Raw genomic sequence first — 22,613 nt, 5'->3', positions numbered from 1 at the left:
CCTCCTGCCACCTGGCTTCTTCAATTAGCAGCAATTTGGGGTTCGGGGAACTGATGTAAAACGCGCCAAAGCACGGTGTAGCTACCATCAGCACGGCGACGCACTGGTCGAAAGGCTAACAGGATATCACTGCTAGGTATCTTTTGTATTTGCCCTAGAGATTGGCTCTGTTGTGGGGAAAGTGGTCTACCGCTCAAAATCATATCTGGGAGTTGAAATTGTAGCGATCGCACTAAATAAGTATGGTTTAATTCAACAGCAGCACTCGCTAAAATCACTTGATTTAAATTCCAGTTCTGGTCTTTACCAGTCAAGAACCGCCGCTGTTCTGCTTGTAAGTCCTCTAATTGTTTGGGAGGTTGGTAATTGAGGAAAAATTCTCTTTTGGATTGGGCTACAGCTTGCAACTGAGAATCTAACTTAGTCAAGGGAATATCGCCCAAATCTACCATGAAACTGTAATCTACACCTTGATGCCCTAGCTCAAAGCGATCGCCAACTATTTGAAGTGCTAGACTGGGAGTAAAACCGCCTTGAGTATCACCCAACAAGGGGAAAGGATAGCGTTCACTGACACCCGCTGCTAATCGATTCTGTTGAGTATTCAGCGGACGCTGGTAAGCCAAACCTGGCAGGACGCGGAAAATGCCAGTACGAGGCAATTTTAGAAAAGTGGCGTAGGTTTGGGGTTCTTGGGGATCTATGTCGTAGGTAAAGCGGTCAAGAATCGCCGCAGTTTCCTGAGGATCTGTAAATTGATTTTTTAATGGAAATTCCACTTGGGCTGCGGTCAAGTATTTCTTGGCAGCTGCAAGGGTAGTCAGCGCATCTTCAGGTGCAGCGATCGCAGGTTGCACCGCTGGTACATAATCAGCTATGGCCGTTTTTGCCGTCCTACCAATAATTAATTGTCGGGGTGAAGCTGAATTCTCTGCTTCTGTAGCAAACGGTGTCGCTAGCTTGTCAAGTTGCGGACGCTGTAGGGGCGCAATAGACAACACAGAATCTGATTGCCTCTCCCCCGTCACTAAGGGTAGGCTTGTGACTAAGGCTAGTTCCCCGCGCCGAGATAATAACCGATCTAGTACCGGAGCAAGTTTTAATAATTCTTGGTTAGAAGCATACAAAGAGCAGTAAATTTTTAATTGTGACCCAGTTAACTGCTCGGCTAAAGGGGAATTTTGAGTGATATCCACTCTTGAGGTACATACATTTTTCGGGCTTTGATATTGACGGTTGATAAAAGCGTCTACCGACTTGGTGTGAACTGTTAATTGTCCTGCTACAGAGCGCATCTGATTGGCATCAGGTGAGACGATAGCTTGCTCAATCCGAGCTATCAGATTGATCTGTTGCTGGATTAATTGACTAGCTGTAGTATAAAAGCTTTCATTTGCTGGTGTTGCTGCCAGATTTTGTTTCAGGGAGGATGAAGACCTAAAATCCAGGGTTTGATGGTTACCTGGAACAGCAGCAAGGCTAAAAGGAAGCAAAAGGCTGAAAAATATGTATCTCATCTAAAAAACCCAGGACTGATAGGTGTAGAAGAATCTAAAATAGATATTAAATTTAAAAGAAAGAACGACCACCGACAAGAGTCAGTCCATCTTAACTTTTCCTCAAGCGTCGCCGGGTTGTTACCAGTGCTGAAACACGATTACATGCCAGTTTCCCCAGATCAGCCCCTCTCTTCTGAGGCTCCGCTCCAGCTGTTGCTCTTTGTCGATGGACGGCCTAAGTCCCGACAGCAAGTACAGCGAATACGTGCTTACTTGAAAGAATTACAGACTGGGTATCATTTTGAACTTCAAATTGTTGACGTGGGACAACAACCTTATTTGGCGGAACACTTTAAATTAGTGGCGACGCCAGCTTTAATCAAAATCCACCCGGAACCGAGGCAAATTATTACGGGAAGTAATATCATCGGTCAACTGAAAAACTGGTGGCCGCGTTGGCAAGCTTCGGTAGATGCTTATTTGAAGCTCCAAGAAGACTTACAAGAACGTCTAGACGAAAATAGCCGCGTGGTATCACCCAAATCCACCATCACTTCAGTTGCTGTTTCCGCCGAACTCATCCGCCTGTCGGACGAAATTTTTCGCTTGAAACAGGAACAAGAGAAACTTCAAGAGCAGTTGCAATTTAAAGACAGGGTAATCGCTGTGCTAGCGCACGACCTCCGTAATCCCTTAACTGCCGTGGCGATCGCCATCGAAACTCTCCAATCTAACTACAATATTGAAACTGGCCAATTTCAGCGCCTCAAACCCGCAATGACAGCTCACTTATTAAAACAAGCTCGCAGTCAAACGAAGATCATTGACCGTATGATTACTGATCTTTTGCAAGTTGGTAGAGGTAATGATACTGAGCTACCAATCGTACCCCAAAAAATGGACATCCGCAAACTCTGTATAGATGTACTAGAAGAGTTAAGCGATCGCTATACTGCCAAATCTCAGCAACTAGAAACAGATATTCCCAAAGACTTGCCCTATGTATATGCTGACCCAGAACGGATACACCAAGTATTAGTAAATTTGTTGGACAATGCCATTAAATATACACCTGTCAGTGGCAAGATCAGTGTTACTGGACTGCACCGCACTACCCAAAAAGTTCAGATTAGTATTGGTGACACTGGCCCGGGAATTCCTTACGAAAACCGCGAGCAAATTTTTGAAAATCACTTCCGCCTGCAACGGGATCAAGGTACAGAAGGTTATGGTATTGGTCTTTGTGTATGCCAACGAATTATTCGGGCACACTATGGTCACATTTGGGTAGACTCTGTTGTCAATGGTGGCGCTTGGTTCCACTTTACATTGCCAGTCTATCCTTCTTAGTCACCGCATTTTTTGCTGGGAAATCTTTCATAATTGTTCATCATTTAAGGATAATGCGATCGCGCCCCTCTGCCTTGGCTTGGTAAAGAGCCTTATCTGCCTTCACAATCAAATCTGAGGGAGAAGATTCCCAACTCGGAACCATCGTCGCCACACCCATACTCAGGGTGACATACTCACTCACATCTGACCCGTGATGAACAATTTTTAAATCTCTGACTCCCGCTTGCATCGCAGCAGCAACATGAACTGCCCCAAATGCATGGGTATTAGGCATAATGACAGCAAATTCTTCGCCGCCATAACGGGCTACTAAATCTTGATTTTTCTGTGCTGTATGGCTTAAGACCTGACCGACCTTTTGTAAGCACACATCTCCCGCCGGATGACCATATTTATCATTGTAAAATTTAAAAAAGTCAATATCACATAAAATCAGTGATAGAGGTAATTCCTCTTGTGCTAAATTAATCCATTGTGTATTTAGGTAATCATCAAAGCGGCGACGATTAGCTAACCCTGTTAAACCATCAACGTTGGCGATATGCTGTAATGCCTGGTTTGCCGCCTCTAACTGTTTATATACTTGTGCTTGTTGTAACAACCGCCGTAAACGCTGTCGCAACACAGCCCAGTGGATTGGTTTGGTTATGTAATCCATTGCCCCTGCTTCAAAGGCACGGTTGACAGACTCTTCATCATCCAGGCATGTAATCATCAATATGGGAGTCCGCTCCCATAATTTAGAGATGACAGTATTACCTAAAGCAGAGTCAGTATCAAAATTTGCCAGAGCTGAAATTAAGTTATTTCTAGCAATCTTGAGCAATTGCTTACAGCATGTAAAGCCATCCATCACAGGCATTACCGCATCTAACAAGACTATATCCGGTTTAATAGTATCGTAAGCATCTAAACATTGCTGACCATCATTGACCTCGACCACTCGATAGCCTTCTTGTTCCATAGCTTTACGCAACAGCACTCGCATGGTCTTGTCATCATCAGCCACCAAAATCAGTGGCGGTTGCTTGGAAAGAGAAAATGGACTTATGCCTGACATGAGTTGCGTTCCACAGAAATTGAGAGTATCAGTAAGGGGAAACCTGGTAAAACTTGCCCCCCTAACCAAATCGCCTGTGAGCGAAAGTTTTTTGTAGTAGTCACAATCCTATTGAACAAACGATTTGGTAGAAGATACGTAGGCAACACATGTGTTTTTGTTACAATGATTGCCAAATTTTAACTGGATTTCTGGCAGATGGCAGAGATTTGCTTTCTGATGCACTGATTTTGCGTCCAGTTGTGTAAATATCGCTCTTAATAATTTCTCCAAGCAAAAAGCTTTGAGAAAAAGCACAACCAAGGGTGTCCTAAGAGACAAGAGGGATGATTGCGTCCTCATCGCCAACACTTGCCGCATAGGGGTATCCTGAGGTAGGAAAATATAATCTTCAATTATGAAAAGCCAAGCAAACGGTAGATGACTAGGTTGCATAGAAAGTTGATTTGAAACACTAGAGCAATTTTTACCTTCTTGTCCAGCTAAGGACATGGCAAGAAATGTATTATTTATATTTCCCTACTGCTCAAGTCGAATTGTCATTTCTGGGAAAACTTCAAATACTTACCTTTCTTTTTTCAGTTATACGATGATTTTTGCCACTAGCTGGAAAAGAGGGGAACCAGGGCTGAGGGCGATTAGGGGTTCTAACTGGAAAATGAGCCATGAAGAATTGGGCATAGGGCATAGGGCATGATTTAAGTAAAAACCCTGAGATGGAGCTTGCTCTACTTATATTTACTTTCAAAAAAACAAATTTTATGAAATTTAATAAATTCGCTCGCTAAAATAAGATAATCATTTAAAAGATTCAGCGGTTCATGAGATTAGTTGTCTTGGATGAATAATTTCGTAGTCAGGACTTCAGTCGGTGGATTTTAAAGCACGCTTTGTGCTTACTACGAATTCATCAAAACTTTGGCGATAAACCAAAGCGAAAAATTCATGGTAGTGGAAAAAATTTGCCATCTCCAACAATGAGTGACATCTTGACAATCAGTTAAAAATACCCTTTATGCCAGATTCATTAATGTATGCCCAGGACTATTTTGTTGTCCTAGAAACAAACCAAGCCGAGCAATTTTTAACTGCCTCAGAGTTATTGGAAAAACTCAAGACAGTTTTGCAACAGATGGATTTTCAAGATTTACCACCTGATGTTCAAAAAATTGATACAGTAGCAGATCAAGCTAAATATTTAATAGATACAAGTTGCGAGTTGGATCTAGGGCCTGGAGAATATCTACAGTGGTACGCTGTACGCTTAGAAAAGTAAATTTGTCAGTCAATAGTCAATAGTCAATAGTCAATAGTCCATTGCCTAGAATTTCTTGACCAATGACCAATGACTTATACTATTGTGGAGTAGTAATCAGTGTCAGTTCAATTTTGTCTTCACTGGGCTGTGTGATTTCCACTCTTACCCCAGGGCCAAAATAGCTGGTCATTTTTTCCTGTTTTTGCTGCCAAACATCAATTGTCAGCAGTGGCGAATCAAATTCTAAAATTAAAGCGTAAGCACCATTAATTTCTTTTTCTTGTAAACCTGTAATGATTGGTCTTTCTTCATCTGTCGGACTTAAACCTAGATAAGAAAGTGCCCTATCTAAATGGGCATCTTGACCATAGCAATATCTGGTGATATCTTTACGAATTTTATTTTGAGTAACAGTAGCTTGTTGTTCGCGGAGTTGCAAAACTGCGGGTGTGGTAGTTTGGCTAAATGCTATAGGCTTGAGTTCGTTAGCTTTGAGTGCTAATCCTCCTAGCAATAGAGGAAACCCATAAAAAAATCCGACAAGATTAAGTGTGGCGTTATCGGCGGCATAGGCGACAAATCCGACGATGGTTAAAATCCCACCGACAGTTAAACCGAGTGTTCCCAAAGAAATTTGGCGTAACATGAGCTGAGGTTAGTATAAATTCATAAAACCTGAATTCTACTATCATCTGATATAAGTGGCAGATCGGGAAAGAGCTTTAGCTCAAGCTACTCATACTAAGTTGCGGTCTGTTGTAGTAGCTTGAGATTAATGAGATTGCTTCCCTCCACTGCGTTCCGGTCGCAATGACAGATACTACCTTTTATAGCAACTTGGTATCAGTAACTTGAGAGTGGGCAAAACTGAAAGTTATTTTTCAACTTCACCAGGTTTAACTAGTTAATTCCTGCCATAGCCTTTTTTTTGCGTTAATTTTAAACTTGTAGATAGTTAAGGAATGTAAAAACAATGGATATACAGACTATAAAAGAACGTATTGCCGCAGTTGAAAGCAAGCGCGAATACCTACTCAGCCTACTAGAACAACCTAATCTAGGAACTTTGAGAATTGATGTCAATCAAGCTTTGGAAGAATTGGATGAGTTAGTGGACGAATTTAGACGCACTATTCCACAGACAGGAAATAACTAAGCCTATCTAGGCGTTAGCAATAATAAAAACTGCGTCGGTATACCCTGAGTTAATGGTTATACCGACGCTTTTATGTAAGCGAATTTTCCTAAGTCTCCAGAATTTAACTGCGCCTCGGTTCATCCAGATCCTTTGCTGTTTCATCTATCCTGCACCGAAGCTATCTCCTTTCCGGTTTCCTAGTTGTCTGACTAAAGCAATGAGTTCGTGTGTGGGGACATCCTTTTTACAAACTTCATCAAAGCTGGGCATAGCTTTTGTCTGGTACAAACTTGCGTCTTCTACTGAAGAGTAACCAAGGATCTGTGTCTTAGGACAGATGGCTTTAATATGACTAGATGCACTCCAACCATCCATAACTGGCATTTGCAAATCTAGAACAATCACATCAGGATGATGGCGCTTAACCATTTCTATAGCTTCTTGGCCATTCTTGGCTAAACCTACTACTTGAATATTTTCTTGGCAGGAAAAAGCTAATTGTAGAGTTAAGCGGGTTAATTCGTGATCATCAACCAAAAGAACACGTAAGGTAGAAGACTCACAGGACAACATTAACATTCAAGGTAAAAGACTAAATAATATAACTTTTATAGTTTAGGGGAACAAGTACGAGGAATTACTCTATCCTATGGTTGAATAATTGCCTTCATCCCAAGGATAAATAATACAGATATTGTGAGGAAATATTAAAGTTTGATAAAGACTAGATTTAGCTAGTTGTCAAGATAGAAAGAATTCTTTTTGGAATCAATGAGATTTGAAGCAATGCTAGTTGAACGTAATGCCATATTGATGAGAGTTTTTTGTGAGTTACCTTCGGGAGCATGATCGCAGGGATGGCGTTGAATGTAGCTGCCATTGGCTTGCAATTCCCAAGCTTGGCGATTATCTGCCAGCATAATTCCGAGGATTTCTTGCAAATCTTTGGCAATATCTGGGTCTTTGATGGGGATGATTACTTCTACTCGGCGATCCAAGTTGCGACGCATCCAATCTGCGCTGCCAATATAGATTTCTTCTTGACCATTGTTATAGAAATAAAAAATGCGGGAGTGTTCCAAAAAGCGGCCGACTATGCTAATAACACGAATATTTTCACTAATGTCTTTTAGTCCAGGTCGTAAACAGCAGACTCCGCGAATAATTAAGTCAATTTGTACTCCGGCACGGGATGCTTCGTATAAAGTGGCGATAATTTGGGGATCGACTAAGGAATTCATTTTGGCGACAATCCGCCCGGTAACTCCATTTTTAGCATTGTCAATTTCCCGATTAATTAATGCTAAAAAGCGATCGCGCATATTTACAGGAGCTACTAGTACTTCGCGATAGGACTTTTGCCGGGAATAACCTGTTAAAAAATTAAACAAATCGGTGATATCAGCACCTATTTCTTCCTGACAGGTGAATAATCCTAAATCTGTATAAAGTCGTGCGGTTTTCTGGTTATAGTTCCCTGTACCTATATGTACGTAGCGCCGCATCCGGTCTTTCTCGCGGCGGACGACCATGATAGTTTTACAATGGGTTTTCAGCCCGACTAGACCATAAACAACGTGAACCCCAACTCTTTCTAAACGTCTAGCCCAGTAAATATTATTCTCTTCATCAAATCGCGCTTTCAATTCCACTAATACTGATACTTGTTTACCATTTTCCGCAGCAGCAATCAAGGCGTTGACGATGGGCGAGTCTCCCGAAGTGCGATAAAGCGTCATTTTAATCGCTAGCACATTCGGATCGTGGGCTGCATGGGTAATAAAACGTACAACTGTGGCGGAAAAAGATTGATAGGGATGGTGTACTAATAAATCCCGTTCGCGAATAACGGCAAAAAAGTCTTTTCCTTCCTCTACCTCTGGGATTTCCGAACTAACACTAGGTTCGCGCAACCATTGTAGGCGGTTAGGGACTACAGATTGTCGTGGTGGATCTTTGAATTCTGGTAGGGGTAATGCCATAAAATACATTAAATCCCGCAGTCCTAAAAGTCCATCTACTTCGTAAACATCGCTTTCGGTTAATTCTAAATCTTGTAATAGACGCGATCGCACTCCTTCGGGAGTTTGAGATTGAATTTCTAACCTCACCGGTGTTCCCCCAATCCGCCGTTTTCTGAGTTCCTGTTCGATGGCTAACAGCAAATCGTCGGCTTCATCTTCTTCTAAGGCTAAATCAGCGTCACGGGTAATCCGGAAGGGATGATATTCTTGAATATTCATTCCCGGAAATAGGGAATCTAAGTTATGGGCGATCGCTTGTTCTAAAGGTACACCAGTCCAGTGGGCAGGTTGACCGTGGTGCTGAATTCCTAATTCTGGCGGTAAAGGTAAAAATCGCGGTAAAACTTTCGGTACTTTTACTCTGGCAAAAAATTCTTCTTCTGTTTCGGGATTTTTGACGACTACTGCCAAATTTAGACTCAGATTAGAAATATAAGGAAACGGATGGCTAGGGTCAACAGCTAGGGGAGTGAGAACGGGAAAAATTTGTTCTTCAAAGTAGTTATCGAGATAATTCCGCTGTTTATCACTTAAATCTATATAATCCAGGATGTGGATGTGATTATTTGCCAATAGCGGCCTGAGTACTTGTTCAAAATGTTGGTGCTGTTTGGTGACCTGGGGACTGAGTGTAAACCTGATATCATCTAGCTGTTGTTGCGGTGTGCGACCATCAGGACTTAACAGCGTAACTTTTGCCTCTACTTGTTGCTTTAAACCTGCAACCCGTACCATGAAGAATTCATCTAAATTCGAGGTAAAGATTGCTAAAAATTTCAGTCTTTCCAGAAGTGGCGTTCGCTGGTCGCAGGCTTCATGTAACACTCTGCTATTAAACTCCAGCCAGCTTAATTCTCGGTTGAGATAATATTGTGAATCGCTGAGATTAACAGAACTACCGCTCTTCTTGGATTTTGGCATGATCACCTGAGAACAAAAAGTTGCCGCCCATACTAGACCATAGTAAAGGAAATAGTGTCAAGCTCTGCGGAGTTAAGCAAAATTGCTTGTTAAAAAGCGATCGCTAATTGTGTTGATTTGTTAAAAACTTTTAAAAAAGCATTATATATTATTGTACGCAAAAGTTTGTAAAATAGGCATCTTGCGTGAATCATATTGGCAATGCCAAATAGATAAATTTCTCTTTATTCTCTGTTTCTCTAGCGCCTAGAGCGTGTTTTCAAACTACTCATTATTCCTAACATTCCTCGGAGATACCCCATTATTACCCTTAAAAAGGGGGAATTTAAGGCTCTCTTTGCTTCCTTTTTTAAGGGGGGTTGGGGGGATCTCAAACTTTGAAAATACGCCCTAAAGCGTGAAAGTAATATAGGTTCAATTGATGATTGCTTGTCAAAGATTCAAGGGCAAGGGCAAATAAATTACCAATGTAGTCAGGCAAAACCGCACGTAAGACTACTGAAAATATTTCCTTTTTGAAATGTAACAAAAATATGGGAGAATCTAAGCGTATTGGCATTCTTACTAGTGGTGGAGATTGCTCTGGTTTGAATGCTGTGATCAGAGCTGTAGTCCATTGTGCTTGTGAAAAAGGTTGGGAAGTATTAGGAATTCGGCAAGCAACTCTGGGATTAATGGCGCGTCCACCGCAATTTACCAAACTGGAAATCGAGCAAGTTGACCCGCTATTAACTTCTGGTGGGACAATGTTAGGCACGACCAACAAAGGCGATCCTTTCGCTTTTCCGATGCCTGATGGTAGTTTATGCGATCGCTCCGCAGAAATTATTGCAGGTTACCATCAACTCGGTTTAGATGCTTTGATTGGCATTGGTGGTGATGGTAGCTTGGCGATTCTCCGGCGCTTGGCACAACAAGGCGGAATTAATTTAGTCGGTATTCCCAAAACAATTGATAATGATATTGGCATTACCGAACATGCCATCGGTTTTGATACAGCCGTTAATATTGCCACAGAAGCACTCGATCGCTTACATTTTACAGCTGCTTCTCACAGTCGAGTGATCATTTTAGAAGTCATGGGTCGAGATGCGGGACATATTGCGATCGCTGCGGGAATTGCTGGCGGCGCAGATGTAATTTTAATTCCCGAAATTCTCTACAATATTGAGCATATTTGCCACAAAATTAAACAGCGCCAAGAACAAGGCAAAAACTATTGTTTAATTATTGTTTCCGAAGCCGTTCGGACTCAAGATGGTGCAGCAGTCACCTTGACCAATAGTTTAGGTCAATGGCGATATGGTGGTATCGGTCAATACTTAGCCGATCAACTGAGCGATCGCATTGGCGCAGAAACCAGAGTCACCGTCTTAGGACACCTGCAACGGGGTGGAACCGCTTCACCACTAGATCGCCTAGTAGCAGCCGCCTTTGGAGTCGCCGCCGTCAACCTGATAGAAGAAGGTAAATATGACTACATGGTAACCTGGCAAAATCGCCAAGTTTTCGCCGTACCAATTGCCGAAGCGATCGCGCAATATAGAGCTGTTAAGCCAGAAGATACCCTAGTCAAAACCGCTCGTGGTTTGGGTATTTATTTAGGAGATTAAAAGAAAGAGAACAAGGGAGTGTGGGGAGTGTGGGGAGTGTGAGGAGAAGATAAAACAGCTTCCTACCCTTCGCAATGCCCAATGCCCCATGCCCCATGCCCCATGCCCCATGCCCCCTAACAATGTTCCAAGCTACCCGACGCCGTCTAGCACTTTGGTACACTGCTGTAACAGCGGTATTACTTCTATTATTTGCTAGTGGAGTATATTTATATGTTCGCAGTACGCTAGTTGAGCGGATTGACGATACTCTTAATCATGTGGTGGAAATTGTAGAGCGATCGCTTGTAATTGAACCTGTTAACAGTGGCAGTGAGACATTACGTATTAATGTAGAAGCTAGTTTCCGCGATAATGCTGATACCGTAGAAGACGATCATATTGATTTGGAATGGTTTAGTGCTACTGGTGAATTACTCTGGTCAACTCTATCTACGCCTTTGAATATTCCCATTCATGGGAATCGCACGGGTGAAACTGTGCGTGTGGGGAATGAAGGCTGGGAAAAATCACCTGTATTATTGCGTCAAGTTACACACCGGGTAGAATTTGGGCGTCAGGTGTTAGGGTATCTGCGTGTTAGCCATCCCTGGTTTGAAGTCACTAAACCTAGCCGTCAATTCATGTTGGATTTGGCTATTGGTACTTGGTTAATGGTGATTTCTGTGGGTGCAAGCGGTTGGTTTCTTTCTGGTAAAGCGATGGAACCTGTAGGTGATTCCTACCAACGCCTGAAACAATTTACCGCCGATGCTTCTCACGAACTGAGAAATCCCATAACTTTGATTCAAACTAACGTGCAAGTGGCGCTGGCTGATTTAGAGTTAGCAGAAGGCGAAGCAGCTACTACTTCTTTACATTATCGACAACAGTTAAAATTAGTGGAACGACTAACCCAGCGTTTGGGTAGGTTAGTCAATGATTTACTATTTCTCGCTAGGCAAGATAGTGGTATCAGCAAAGATAACTTTTCATCTTGCCCACTTGATGCTTTGCTGATGGAAGTGCTGGAAGAACAGCAATTATTAGCGACTGAAAAGAAAATTAACCTTTCGTTGCATTTAGTTGATTCTCATACTGAGGAAACTAGCCCCGAATTGTTTGAGAATTGGTTCACGCTTTTAGGTAACTGGGATCAGTTGGTGCGACTGTTTACGAATTTGATTGGCAATGCTTTACAGTACACGCCATCTGGGGGACGAGTGAATGTGGAATTGGCGCGTTTAGAAGGTAGCGATCGCATTTCTGGGCTGCGCTATAGTATTGCCCAATTACAAGTTAAAGTGAGTGATACGGGAGTTGGTATTCCCACAGAATCACTACCACGCTTGTTTGATCGCTTTTATCGGGTAGATCCAGCACGTACGCACACCACAGGAAATACAGCTTGTGACATTTCTACTGGTTCAGGATTAGGACTAGCGATCGCTTACGCTATTGTCGAACATCACCAAGGTCAAATTCAAGTAGAAAGCAGCCTCGGTAAAGGTACTACTTTCACAGTTACTTTACCTGTAACTTTTGAGTCTTAAAGTTTCAATCTTTAATAGGGATTAAGTGAGATTTCAAGGTGACAATCGCTTCCGCCACTATGGACTCTGCGCGCTCAGCAAAGCCGCGCCCAAGGCGATCGCCTGTTCTAGTCCTGTTGAGGAAATTCTTACATAGCAGGCTTTTTACGCTTTCCTATCCGTCGAACTCACGTTAAGAAAAAACAATCCAAGTCGTGCTTCATCAACTATGATTTTTGGGAATCATAAGCAGTATAAAAGCGAAGCATGATTTCATTGCCCATAAACTATGGCTGGCGAAGTTACCTATCTGGAATTTTCTGATGCAGACAGCAATAGTCAAAAGTTTTACGAAGTATCCGTGGCGGAGCAAACCCTAACTATTCGGTTTGGGCGAGTTAAGACTTTTGGTACAACCCAAATAAAAACTTATGCTACCTCAGAGCAAGCTCAAGCTGAGGCTCATAAACGCATTCGCGACAAGCAACGCAAGGGTTATCAAATCCGCTCAACTGTTGCTAAGACAGTTACACCAATCCATGTAAAAGAATCAAATCCGCAGCCCATCTCACCTGTTGTTCCAGTTGCTCCGCTTCCTGTAATCAATAATTCTGAGCCAATATTGCCTTATCCAGCCCCTATCCTGTGGCGATTTGACTCTGGCTCTAGTACCTTTGGTTTAGCTGTAGAAGCAGAACATTGTTGGTTAGGAAATGAAAAAGGTCAGGTTTTAAAGCTTGATCGCCAAGGGAAAATTTTGCAGCAGTATCAGCTGCCGGATGCGGTCAAATGTATTGTGATTGATGATATTTGGATTTACGCTGGTTGTGACAATGGCAGTGTCTATGACCTCACGGGTAAATTTCCTTATCTTGCCTACGAACTAGAAAAAGGTGTTGATATTTTCTGGTTGGCGATTTATGACGGAATGCTGGGGGTTTCCGATGCTAACGGTGGTCTCACCAAAACCGATCCCGAAGGACAAATTCTGTGGACTCGATTAAGTAGTGGCAAAATGGGCTGGATGTTGTGTTGCGATGCCCAAGGATTCTATCACGGCCACACCAAAGGAGTAACGGGATATGACTTCGCAACAGGTCGCCAAATCTGGCATCAACTGACACATGGCAAAGTTCTGTTTGGTTGTCAGACTAGCGATCGCCTTTATGTTGCAACCAGTGGTAAGCAAATTCAAAGCTTTAGTAAAGAGGGAGAAGTTCTAGAAAGTTATCCCTGTGGAGCATCTGTCTATGCTTGCACCACTGATAGTCAAGGAAAATATATCTATGCGGCAGATAGTTCAGCCTTTATCTACTGTTTTAGTCAGCAGGGACAGTTGCTGTGGAAAGTTGCTACTGGGTGCGGTTCTGCTTTATCGATACAGTGGTTTGAGGAGCGGCTTTACATTGTGACCAATCAAGGCGCGATCGCCTGTTTGGATATCAGTACAACAGCACTGCAAAGCGCTCAGGCGGGAAACTTACCCCCCGCGATCGCCGTTACCCATGCTCCCAGTCTTCCCCTACAAACAACCACGTCGTTAGAGATAGCCACTGACCCCACCCAAGGTGTAATTTTGGAGTGTTTTCGAGAAGGTCAAAAATTACGAATACGCGCCATTTCTGATGGATATCGCCAAGATTGGATGGTACAGTTTCCCCGAGATATCCGGCGTGAGGGCGATCGCTATTGGGTCGAAGCATTGAAAGCAGCCAAGCAGGGAAACTATTACCGTACCTACGGCGAAATCAAGCGTTTAGGTTGAGATGAACTAGCTATGAGTCAAGAATATTATTTACATCGGGATGGCAAAGGGCGATTTCTGCTCCAGAGTGTTGAAACCGGAATCCTAGAAGGCTTATTATTTCCGGCTATGCCTGGGGAAAGCGCCCATGCCTTTTCCTATAATTTCGGTTCAGTCGAGTATCCCAATCAACTGATCAATTTGGGTGACTTTCCAGAACTGGAAAATATGCCATTCTTCACTATCGAATCCTGCGATCATTATCAATTAAGTAATTACTTACAAAAGCCAGAATTCCAAGCTTTATGGCCGCTATTAGGCAGTTTTGGCAGATTTTTAGGCTTGAGTCTGAATGCCAATCAGATTCCCCCTAGCACACACAATGATGCGGGGCAAATCCTTTGGCAATACAAAGTTGCTAATCCCAATGGTAGCTGGACAATTCCGATTTTAGATTTATGGGTGAATGAGCAGGGCTGTTGGTTCTGTACCAGGGAAGGCCAAGTTTTGGTAATTAATCATCAAGGTGAGGCGATCCAGCAATATACTTTGCCTAAATTGACTCGTTGTTTAGCAGGCTGTGAAGATGCTGCCTATGTGAGTTGTGACGATGGCAACCTCTATGACCTGACAGCAAAATTACCTCAACCGATATATTCTCTAAAGTCAACAGGTGATTACAGATACAGTTATTTAATATTGGCTGTGGCACAAACCCCTGATGCTTTGTTAATTGCCGATGCATACGGACATCTTCAAGTATTAAATACTGACCTAGAGCTTCAGTGGCAACAGCACCGAGCCGACTATTGGCAAAGCTGTTTTCTGCGAAGCGATTCAGAGACAGCTTATCTGGGAAACTATCGTGGGGTGAGTGCCTATAATCTCAAAACAGGTCAGGAGAAATGGATACAACAACTATCAGCACCTGTTCTATGTGGTGATTTGACCGCGCAAGAAGTAATTGTTGGCTGTAGTGACCGAATAATTTACGGATTACAGAAAACACCAACTCCGCAAACTGCTGGCACAACTGTCAGACCAATTTATACCTGTAATGGAATGCCCTATGTGTTAACCCTATCAGTAGATGAGCAGTCATTATTTGTTGGAGATTACACGGGTAAAATTGAACAAATCGACTTTAATGGCAACCTCAAACAAGCAATCCAGACACAAGCAGGTGCCATCACCGCGGTGAAATTTTGGGGCGATCGCTTGTATGCCACCACGAGTCAAGGCGTTTTAATTTGCCTGAACTTCTAGGTCAAAAATAAATGATGCATATTCAAGCGTCTCGCAGAGAAGGGATGCGCCATGCCCATTTTCATGTGTCCTTGTGTACGCCGGGAATGGCGGCTACTTATGTAATTATAACTAACGATTTATTTCCTCATTCTTCAGAAATAAACAGTAGCTGTGATTCAGCTAAATTTTCAACCCTTTAGCTAGATATAAAAATCTAAGTTAATCGTTAAATTAAAATCATCGAAATCAACATTATAAAAAGTAAATCAATTCAAGGTTAAAGGGTAATAAGTAACAAATTTATTACCTGATTTAATTTGCTGATTTATCAATTAACCAATAATTCCAGTTGAGATTTATCTAGGAGTCAACAATGATTAGCAATTCGCAAAAGTTTCGCAAGCCGGCTGAGTTTTTAGTAGCTATCTGCGGCGGTTTACTGATGAGTGTACCAGCACTAGCCCAAACACCAATACCAGTAACACCACAGCCTAGTTCTGTTGGTAGAGTGAATCCTTGTCCCCGCATTTTCTACGAAGAACCACACAACAGTCGTGTTTTGGTTCCCCAAGGATGTCCACCCAATGCTTTAACTCAACAAGTCCAATCCCAAGGGACAGTTCCTTATAATTCTGCTGTTCCTGCTAATCCATCACAAAATCAAACAGGTGTAGGTGGAGAAGCACCTACAAGCACGAAACCTACAGGACTTAACCCCAATCCCCGCATCTTAAACGAACCGCCTTATAATCGCTCTGGGCAGAATACACAGACAGATACTTCAACTACTTACTCCACACCGCAACAAGTTCCTTCACAATCAAATTCTGTAACTGAACCATCCCTAAGCCAACAGGGACAAAGCCCAGTTGCCACAGTGGCACTCAATAATGGTAATGTTAATGTCAGGCTGGTGAATGAAACTGGAGCTAATGTAACTTATCAAGTCATTGGCGATACAGAAGAGCGATCGCTCAGTGGTAAATCTAATGTAGTCTTACAGGGTTTACGTGCGCCAGTAACAGTGACATTTCAACGAGAAGATGGTGGATTAATCTCAGTCAATGCACAGCCTTCTTCCGAAACAGGTTTGTTGGAAGTGAGATTGGATGAAACAACAGACGTAGCCCAAGATGCAAAAGCCATGAGAATTCAATCTAATGGCTCGGTATTTTTGAATTAGTCATTAGTCATTAGTCATTAGTCATTAGTCATTAGTCATTTGTCATTTGTCAGTAGGGGCGGGTTTATTTGGATCTTTGTTAATGAATGAGGATATCTGTGAACCCGCCCGTACGGATCGTAGCTTGGGCTTAGGGTGTGAGAAACACAACACACTGCGAAAAATTTTGGTCAAGGGGAAAAGGGAAAAACTTTTACCCTTTCACCTTTTCCCTTTCCCCAAAACTTCTGAATTTAGAAAACTCAACGCTTGGGCAATTTAGTTAATTTATCAACTAAGAAAACCTCATTCTTGCTATCTTCGAGAGTCCGCGCTAAAATCAGCGCTCTTTCGTAAAAGTTACGGGCAGTTAGATAATTATTTAACTGCTCGTACAATTGACCATAGGTCATAAAAGTGGAAAATTCTTCTCGCAGATTTTGCAAGTCTCTAGAGAGAGCTAGGCGTTGTTCTAATAAGTCAAAAGCACGTTCATAACGTCCTACAGAACTGTGCGCTGCAACTAAACCATCAATTGCTCGTAAATAGTTAGTGCGATCGCCTGTGGTTTTAGCTATCCGCAAAGCTGCTCCATAAGTGCCAATTGTATCCGGATAATTCCCCGTTGCTAGGTAAGCATCGCCTAAGTTATTTAGGGTATTGGTTTCACCAAGAAGATCGGCAACTTGACGGCGGAAAGATAAAGCATTTTCATACAATTTAATCGCTTTGTTGTAATTGCCCAACCTAGCATTTACTAGTCCTAAATTACTCAAAGACAATCCTTCGCCTGCTAGATTTTCGACATTTTTCGCAATTGTCAAGGCTTCTTCTACGGTTTTAGCCGCTGGGGTATATTCTCCTTTTTGCAACAGCACAGTACTAATATTATTCAGTGCGAAAATTTGCGACTGAAAGTCTTTAGTATCCCGCGCGATCGCTAACCGCCGCCGCAATGCATCTTCCCCATCCTGAAACCGATTTAGCTGGATGTAGGCTTTAGCAAGCAAATCGTAAGTCGTACCTTGGGCTTTGTAGTCTCCAAGGGCGTGATAAATTTCCAGTGCTTGCAAGCAAGAGTCAATTGTTTTCTCAGAATACCCTGAGATGTTTTGTTGCTCACCAATACGCAGTAAGCTGTCTGCTTGATCTCTTGATTGTCGTAACGAGGAATTATTTAAAGGGCGGTGCAGTTGTTGCGTAATGTCAGCAGCCCTAGCCCCTAAAGGACTAAAAAAAATCGCCAACATTAAAAAGCCAGAAGTCAAAAATGGGAATTTGCTACTTTGGCACCAGGCTAAAATAGCAAAATCCCAAATTCCCAACCCGTAACGTCTTGATCTGAGGGTGGGATTGACATCCAGAATGCTACCCTCTGGTAAGAAATACCGTTGTTTCATAAAACTTACCCGGGAAATTTCGCTTTTAAGTACAAAGTCTAAGCAGGAGTCTTAATTATCCAGAATAGAGATAAAAATATACGCATTTATACTTAAGCTAAGATGAGACTAAATCTTCGCCCAAGTAAATGGCGCGAATATCTCCAGGTAATTTGGCCTCTAACATACGATATCCTTCCTGAATAAAATTGGCTACCTCAAGAGGGGTAATATTTTCTCCTTCGGCTTGGAGGTACGCAGCAATCCGAGTTTCACTCCACCGGAAAGTCTGAGCCATTAAGACGACAAACCGCAAAACAGGTGGTAGTTGATCTAAAGCTTGTTCAACGTAGCACCATAAAGCAGGCGAAGTTGCCTTAAGAGAATAATGAATTGCTTCTGTAGGTGGTAGTTCAATCTCGTTAATGCAAAAGGCTGTGATGTTGATCAGCCAATTTTGTAAGGTTAAGGCTTCTTGGTCTGGTGAAGAGCTTTTGTTTAAATCTAGCCCACCGAGTTCATAGTAGATATGCCGCCAGGTGAGGGCAAACAGATAATCTGCTTGTACAGGCGATCGCGCTGAGTGGCGAATCAAGGTGTAGACTATTGGGCTATAGCGACAAAAAATCGCCGTAAAGTACTTTCCGGAATCCGGAGAGTTTTGAAAAGAAGTTAGCAGTTCTTGGTCACTTTGATGAAACAGTGACTTGACTAGTGGGTGGTTAGCTTCAGGAAAGTGGGGTATTTGCACAAGCCTTTGAGTTGATAGTTGTTAGAATATGTGTGAGATGTTAATCTCCTATTTAAGCGCACAATATCTTCATATTTGTCTGTTGGACTTCCGACTTCAGACCCTAAAGTTATTGATACACTATAAACAAAGACTTAATTTTAGTCTTAATCGACAATAATTAAAGCGGCTCCCTAATACAATAAATATTTGACTTGTTCATGGTTATAGTAGCTAGCGTCATCCCCGTCCTGCTCAGTCCTTTGACTTTAGGCTCTTTTTTACCTTCTTTGCCCCTGGATAGCCTGTTATCAACCCAAGGCATTATGGTGTTGCTACTGGCGGCTTACGCTGGTGCCATGTGGATGTTCCTCACCAGTGCCCCAAAAGTACATACTGTAATGGTGTCGGATTTGGAAATTGCCCGACAGTTGTATGAAGGGCTGCTAGATTTACCTGCGGCTGAAGTGCCTTTGCACTACTACTACAACTACGAACAAACCATAGGCGCAACCAGCATAGACCCACTTTATATGTCTACTGGCTCTAGTTTCTCTGGCAGAACCATGAATAATGCTAGTGAAGGTTTGTGGTATCAGTTAAAGAAAAATACCCAGTTACACGTAATTACTGGCGCTAGTTTGGGGACAAAAAATCAGCAACGCCATGTTTGTTTTGACCGCGACTGCCTAGAAATGATTTTATTGCGAGTCGAAACACGCGGGTTGAAATTTAAGATTCGCAACCAAAAGCCCCTCAATTTTTTAGTTAAGGATTATGAAGAGCGAGTCATTGAAATGGCTGAGATTGCCAATTAAGGGAATTCCAGAAAATAACTTATCCTGCAATTAATGGCACGGTAAGCAAATACTTTCAGTCCTGTACCCCTACCATTGGGGTATTTTTTTAATTGCAAATCCTGGTATTTCGCCACATTAATTTTGATCAACTGCGAGATCCCCGACTTGTTTAAGGATGCTACTGGCAAATGGTGGGTTTGACCCCTCAATTGTGAGCAAAAAGTTTTCTCGCATACCCGAAATAACGCCCACAGGAACCGGAAGCCTGCGGCTATCGTTACAAAGCCTGCGAAGGCAGGCTTTGTAAGATTAGCCGCACCCGGAGGTGACGGCGGTATTTCGGGATAAGCGATAGGCTTTTAGCTTAAATTGACACGTATTAACTCTGATTTTTTCCGGACATTTGTTGCAATTTATTTAAAAGTTTTGCTACTAAATCACAAAGTTCAAGTTCTTCAAAATTATTACTAATATTACGGGTATTTTCTTCTATAAACCTACCTGCTAAAAAATTCTTGAGAGCAAAAATCCGCTCTGACTCTGGGAAACTATAGTATTTTTCTAGCTTTTCGGCAATTTCTGTAATTGGTTTGTTGGCTAGTTGCTGGCGGACTTTTACCGCAATCCAGTCATCACTTTTCAGAAACTCAATCACTAAGTCTAAAAAATTCTGCTGTTCTTCTTCCTCCCACTTTTCCCACCAGTCTCCATCCACATCCTCAACATATATGTCTACACAATCAAGTCCATAATTCATCCAATTTCTTTGTAATTCTCTAGCTGCTTCTAAATGCTCTAAAAATTCTGCGAATCTTTCTTGAGGTGCAACTGATCTTTGTGTCCCCATAATCATGTATTTTGGTTAAGACAGTGAAAAAAATGACCTAAAACTATAAGCTAAATCTTAAATAAATGCCCGTTTTTAAATGATCGCTGTTATATAGTGATATATTCACTACCTGAGTGACAAAATCCGTAATGTGGGGGTTGTAACTTAAGAACAAACCTCTATTTATGCCCCAGCGTTGCAAGGTATTTTCCCAATTATCAGACTTTTCTTGAGAAAATTCATCCGAGAGACTCGTAATTTGAATACACAGTGGTTGATTCTCTCTATTACTTACAATTATATCAGTTGCCATTGAAAAGTCGGCTATATAGCAATGCCAAAAGGTACCTTCCCGATGGGCGATATCAGTAGCGATCGCTCTGAGAATATTGATATCCGCTTGATGAAATTCCCCCGCCATCAATTTTTGTTTCCAGATAGAAAATTTTGGATCGGGTTGATTGAGCCATTTGGGAAATAAATACCTATACCAATAATATTCCGTTGGCGTCATGCGCGCATAATACTGTTCCTGCTCCTCTTCTGATTCTAAGGCTTGGATATCCAGCCAAATCAGAGAATCCTTAATAATTTGTTGTAGAAAAAAAAGTACAAATTTTTTAGCCGTTAGGGAACCAGGCTTAACATCTTTAACCCAGCGATTTATATCTTCTAACCTTTTCGCTAAACCCGGATCGATGACAGATGCTTCCTCTATAAGTAATCTTAATTGATTTTTAATTTCTTTGGCTTGCAAATAATGATAAACCTCAAAACTGGAGTAGGTAGCAGGAATTTTAAGATTATTTTATAGCATTCTCCACTCCGAACTTGTAAAAACGCAAAATCTGGGAGGAGATCGCCCATCATCTTAAACCCTGACAGATAAAAGCAGACCAGTAGCTAGGATGTGAAAAGGGAAACTCTTCTGTAGCACTTTCGATTGCTTTAATTAAGCGGTTAAATCTTGCATACATCTTATATTCACGCTCCCAATCACGATATTCTACTGAACCCCTGCTGTATTGTTTTCTACTATTTATCAGTTCTCTTTCCCTGGCTTCTGCTGCTGGAGAAATTTCTTTAACATCCTCTTTCCTTAAACTACGTAAAGAGATTTGCGCTTGTCGTAAAGCTTCAGGACGGCTTTTACCTTGTTGTCGGTGTTCGTAGTAAAATATCGAAAATACTGCTGTTGCTAAATCATCTACTGCCCATAGAGTACTGACAACCCTTCTAGCACCAGCACACAAAAAGCCTGTGGAGAGGGTGAGAATATCATCAGTTAGGGAAGGAATACCCAAATTCTTCTCGCAGGACAAAAATATGGGTGTCGTTATCGGTAGAGTAGAAACTGAGAATAGCGGTGGTTGGCTGGTCAATTAGCTTTTGTATTGCTGAAAAATTAGGGTTGCTAACTTGAATTTCGCCAGCTAGCACAGGATCTAAGCGTCTGAGATTTTCCCAAACTTGTTGTTTTTGGGCTTCCAAGGATGCGATCGCTTCGTTGTAAGCTTGGGATGTAGCGCGTGTTTGACTACCGTTATCTTTGAATTTTGGGCGATCGCGTTCTTGATCAATTTTCTGTTGCAGTTCTTCATACTGCTGCAATAATTCCTTGACTTCTGAGGGAATTTCGCCGCTTTGGTAGAGGTCGTTACTGGGTGCATCTCAGTTTTTATTTTCCAATAGACTTCTTGCAAAAGTCCTTCTTTTGAAGCTTTTCTTTGCGCCTTTGCGCCTTTGCGTGAGACAAAAAAATATTTATGCAAGAGGTCTAATGAGATAATAACTGTCATTGCGTAAAGCCTTCTCTTCGAGAGGCTGCGCCAACGGCATAGCTTCGCTTAGCGCGAAGCGTCTCGAAGAGAGGAGGAACGACGTAGCAATCGCATCGACTCGCTCTTAGTTGGAGGATTTTGCGATTGCTTCTCTTCGCTCGCAATGACATTCAAAAAAGTGGGATGCTCCCGTCGTTACTTGCCATTAAGTCTACCAGGCGTTTAGAGCGCGATCGCTCGGCGTATTCAATGGTAATGATTTAAGTCTCAGCCAAACTTCAGCATCTTGGAGCATTTGTTGCAAAAATAGGATGACAAATCTTTTAGCTGTCAGCGAACCCGGTTTGACATCTTTCACCCAGCGATTTATCTCTTCTAATCTATTCGCTAACCTGGGGTCAATTGCAGATGCTTCCTCAATCAATGACTTTAGTCTGTCTTTAATTTCTCTTGCTTGCAAAAAACACCATACCTCAAAAAATGAGTTAATTTTGCATATTTTACGACTATATTAATAGCAATATCAAGTAAAAAACCTGTAGAAATGCGATATTTCGTCTTTA

20 protein-coding genes and 1 pseudogene are annotated in these 22,613 nt (G+C 42.1%); 9 read left to right on the top strand and 12 right to left on the bottom strand.

Annotated elements, in window-relative coordinates; translation table 11 throughout:
- Positions 1–20: 20 nt before the first annotated feature.
- Entirely contained in the window at positions 21–1,517 is a 1,497-nt protein-coding gene (locus AACU32_RS35185) for a hypothetical protein (protein WP_096606890.1), read from the bottom strand.
- Positions 1,518–1,643: 126 nt separating this feature from the next.
- Here AACU32_RS35185 and AACU32_RS35180 point away from each other — a divergent pair, with 126 nt between their 5' ends.
- Complete coding sequence (locus AACU32_RS35180; protein WP_339378549.1) at positions 1,644–2,849, top strand: histidine kinase; 1,206 nt, start codon at positions 1,644–1,646, stop codon at positions 2,847–2,849.
- 40 nt (positions 2,850–2,889) lie between these two features.
- Here the strand turns inward: AACU32_RS35180 and AACU32_RS35175 are convergent, their stop codons facing one another.
- The gene (locus tag AACU32_RS35175; RefSeq protein ID WP_096606887.1) at positions 2,890–3,912 is read right to left on the bottom strand and encodes a response regulator; all 1,023 of its coding nucleotides are present in this window, start codon (positions 3,910–3,912) and stop codon (positions 2,890–2,892) included.
- A 1,015-nt stretch (positions 3,913–4,927) separates the two neighbouring features.
- On the opposite strand from AACU32_RS35175, the gene AACU32_RS35170 reads away from it, so the two are divergent.
- Positions 4,928–5,188 (top strand): chlororespiratory reduction protein 7, encoded by a 261-nt coding sequence (locus tag AACU32_RS35170; protein ID WP_096606883.1) that lies wholly within the window; start codon positions 4,928–4,930, stop codon positions 5,186–5,188.
- 79 nt (positions 5,189–5,267) lie between these two features.
- Here the strand turns inward: AACU32_RS35170 and AACU32_RS35165 are convergent, their stop codons facing one another.
- Positions 5,268–5,816, bottom strand: coding sequence for a DUF2854 domain-containing protein (locus tag AACU32_RS35165; RefSeq protein WP_096606881.1), 549 nt, complete (start codon positions 5,814–5,816; stop codon positions 5,268–5,270).
- 327 nt (positions 5,817–6,143) lie between these two features.
- Here AACU32_RS35165 and AACU32_RS35160 point away from each other — a divergent pair, with 327 nt between their 5' ends.
- Positions 6,144–6,326, top strand: coding sequence for a hypothetical protein (locus AACU32_RS35160; RefSeq protein WP_096606879.1), 183 nt, complete (start codon positions 6,144–6,146; stop codon positions 6,324–6,326).
- Positions 6,327–6,470: 144 nt separating this feature from the next.
- On the opposite strand, the gene AACU32_RS35155 is transcribed toward AACU32_RS35160, so the two are convergent.
- Positions 6,471–6,887: a response regulator gene (locus AACU32_RS35155; RefSeq protein ID WP_096606877.1), complete on the bottom strand. Its 417-nt coding sequence runs from the start codon at positions 6,885–6,887 to the stop codon at positions 6,471–6,473.
- A 155-nt stretch (positions 6,888–7,042) separates the two neighbouring features.
- Positions 7,043–9,253, bottom strand: a complete 2,211-nt coding sequence (gene ppk1 / locus AACU32_RS35150; protein WP_096606875.1) for a polyphosphate kinase 1 — start codon at positions 9,251–9,253, stop codon at positions 7,043–7,045.
- 533 nt (positions 9,254–9,786) lie between these two features.
- On the opposite strand from ppk1, the gene AACU32_RS35145 reads away from it, so the two are divergent.
- The 5 genes from AACU32_RS35145 to AACU32_RS35125 all read left to right on the top strand — a co-directional run bounded on the left by AACU32_RS35145 (position 9,787) and on the right by AACU32_RS35125 (position 16,552).
- Positions 9,787–10,866 carry an ATP-dependent 6-phosphofructokinase gene (locus AACU32_RS35145; RefSeq protein WP_096606873.1) on the top strand — a complete coding sequence of 360 codons (1,080 nt, stop codon included), beginning with the start codon at positions 9,787–9,789 and terminating at the stop codon, positions 10,864–10,866.
- Between the two features lie 122 nt (positions 10,867–10,988).
- On the top strand, positions 10,989–12,398 hold the full coding sequence (locus AACU32_RS35140; RefSeq protein ID WP_096608320.1) for an ATP-binding protein: 1,410 nt from the start codon (positions 10,989–10,991) through the stop codon (positions 12,396–12,398).
- Between the two features lie 268 nt (positions 12,399–12,666).
- Positions 12,667–14,142 (top strand): WGR domain-containing protein, encoded by a 1,476-nt coding sequence (locus AACU32_RS35135; RefSeq protein ID WP_096606871.1) that lies wholly within the window; start codon positions 12,667–12,669, stop codon positions 14,140–14,142.
- A 12-nt stretch (positions 14,143–14,154) separates the two neighbouring features.
- Positions 14,155–15,387, top strand: a complete 1,233-nt coding sequence (locus AACU32_RS35130; RefSeq protein ID WP_096606869.1) for a hypothetical protein — start codon at positions 14,155–14,157, stop codon at positions 15,385–15,387.
- Between the two features lie 355 nt (positions 15,388–15,742).
- On the top strand, positions 15,743–16,552 hold the full coding sequence (locus AACU32_RS35125; RefSeq protein ID WP_096606867.1) for a hypothetical protein: 810 nt from the start codon (positions 15,743–15,745) through the stop codon (positions 16,550–16,552).
- Positions 16,553–16,794: 242 nt separating this feature from the next.
- On the opposite strand, the gene AACU32_RS35120 is transcribed toward AACU32_RS35125, so the two are convergent.
- Both AACU32_RS35120 and AACU32_RS35115 read right to left on the bottom strand, forming a co-directional pair.
- Positions 16,795–17,931, bottom strand: coding sequence for a tetratricopeptide repeat protein (locus AACU32_RS35120; protein WP_096606865.1), 1,137 nt, complete (start codon positions 17,929–17,931; stop codon positions 16,795–16,797).
- A gap of 97 nt (positions 17,932–18,028) precedes the next feature.
- A complete protein-coding gene (locus tag AACU32_RS35115; RefSeq protein WP_096606863.1) occupies positions 18,029–18,661 on the bottom strand; it encodes an RNA polymerase subunit sigma-70 in 633 nt (210 codons plus the stop codon).
- Positions 18,662–18,861: 200 nt separating this feature from the next.
- On the opposite strand from AACU32_RS35115, the gene AACU32_RS35110 reads away from it, so the two are divergent.
- Positions 18,862–19,458, top strand: a complete 597-nt coding sequence (locus AACU32_RS35110; protein WP_096606861.1) for a glyoxalase-like domain protein — start codon at positions 18,862–18,864, stop codon at positions 19,456–19,458.
- Between the two features lie 361 nt (positions 19,459–19,819).
- Here AACU32_RS35110 and AACU32_RS35105 read toward each other — a convergent pair whose 3' ends face one another.
- The 5 genes and pseudogenes from AACU32_RS35105 to AACU32_RS35085 form a co-directional block, all read right to left on the bottom strand.
- The gene (locus tag AACU32_RS35105) at positions 19,820–20,287 is read right to left on the bottom strand and encodes a hypothetical protein (RefSeq protein ID WP_096608319.1); all 468 of its coding nucleotides are present in this window, start codon (positions 20,285–20,287) and stop codon (positions 19,820–19,822) included.
- 43 nt (positions 20,288–20,330) lie between these two features.
- A complete protein-coding gene (locus AACU32_RS35100) occupies positions 20,331–21,026 on the bottom strand; it encodes a hypothetical protein (protein ID WP_096606859.1) in 696 nt (231 codons plus the stop codon).
- A 109-nt stretch (positions 21,027–21,135) separates the two neighbouring features.
- Positions 21,136–21,573, bottom strand: a complete 438-nt coding sequence (locus AACU32_RS35095; protein WP_339378547.1) for a CHAT domain-containing protein — start codon at positions 21,571–21,573, stop codon at positions 21,136–21,138.
- Entirely contained in the window at positions 21,551–21,880 is a 330-nt protein-coding gene (locus tag AACU32_RS35090) for a hypothetical protein (RefSeq protein WP_339378546.1), read from the bottom strand. The genes AACU32_RS35095 and AACU32_RS35090 overlap by 23 nt, the downstream gene beginning before the upstream one ends.
- A gap of 420 nt (positions 21,881–22,300) precedes the next feature.
- Positions 22,301–22,510, bottom strand: a pseudogene (locus AACU32_RS35085) (hypothetical protein); the annotation flags it as partial.
- Between the last annotated feature and the right edge of the window lie 103 nt (positions 22,511–22,613).

The sequence above is a fragment of the Calothrix sp. NIES-2100 genome (genome assembly GCF_963875285.1).
Lineage (GTDB): Bacteria > Cyanobacteriota > Cyanobacteriia > Cyanobacteriales > Nostocaceae > Aulosira.
The sequence above is the reverse complement of the archived record's forward strand: the minus strand, read 5'-3'. Positions and strand labels throughout refer to the sequence as shown.

Excerpts from the sequence above, each read along its gene's own strand:
- AACU32_RS35160 (WP_096606879.1), top strand. The coding sequence starts at position 6,144 with ATGGATATACAGACTATAAAAGAACGTATTGCCGCAGTTGAAAGCAAG.
- AACU32_RS35175 (WP_096606887.1), bottom strand. The coding sequence starts at position 3,912 with ATGTCAGGCATAAGTCCATTTTCTCTTTCCAAGCAACCGCCACTGATT.
- AACU32_RS35185 (WP_096606890.1), bottom strand. The coding sequence starts at position 1,517 with ATGAGATACATATTTTTCAGCCTTTTGCTTCCTTTTAGCCTTGCTGCT.
- AACU32_RS35125 (WP_096606867.1), top strand. The coding sequence starts at position 15,743 with ATGATTAGCAATTCGCAAAAGTTTCGCAAGCCGGCTGAGTTTTTAGTA.
- AACU32_RS35110 (WP_096606861.1), top strand. The coding sequence starts at position 18,862 with ATGGTTATAGTAGCTAGCGTCATCCCCGTCCTGCTCAGTCCTTTGACT.
- AACU32_RS35120 (WP_096606865.1), bottom strand. The coding sequence starts at position 17,931 with ATGAAACAACGGTATTTCTTACCAGAGGGTAGCATTCTGGATGTCAAT.
- AACU32_RS35145 (WP_096606873.1), top strand. The coding sequence starts at position 9,787 with ATGGGAGAATCTAAGCGTATTGGCATTCTTACTAGTGGTGGAGATTGC.
- ppk1 (WP_096606875.1), bottom strand. The coding sequence starts at position 9,253 with ATGCCAAAATCCAAGAAGAGCGGTAGTTCTGTTAATCTCAGCGATTCA.
- AACU32_RS35105 (WP_096608319.1), bottom strand. The coding sequence starts at position 20,287 with ATGGGGACACAAAGATCAGTTGCACCTCAAGAAAGATTCGCAGAATTT.
- AACU32_RS35135 (WP_096606871.1), top strand. The coding sequence starts at position 12,667 with ATGGCTGGCGAAGTTACCTATCTGGAATTTTCTGATGCAGACAGCAAT.
- AACU32_RS35140 (WP_096608320.1), top strand. The coding sequence starts at position 10,989 with ATGTTCCAAGCTACCCGACGCCGTCTAGCACTTTGGTACACTGCTGTA.
- AACU32_RS35170 (WP_096606883.1), top strand. The coding sequence starts at position 4,928 with ATGCCAGATTCATTAATGTATGCCCAGGACTATTTTGTTGTCCTAGAA.
- AACU32_RS35130 (WP_096606869.1), top strand. The coding sequence starts at position 14,155 with ATGAGTCAAGAATATTATTTACATCGGGATGGCAAAGGGCGATTTCTG.
- AACU32_RS35155 (WP_096606877.1), bottom strand. The coding sequence starts at position 6,887 with ATGTTAATGTTGTCCTGTGAGTCTTCTACCTTACGTGTTCTTTTGGTT.
- AACU32_RS35165 (WP_096606881.1), bottom strand. The coding sequence starts at position 5,816 with ATGTTACGCCAAATTTCTTTGGGAACACTCGGTTTAACTGTCGGTGGG.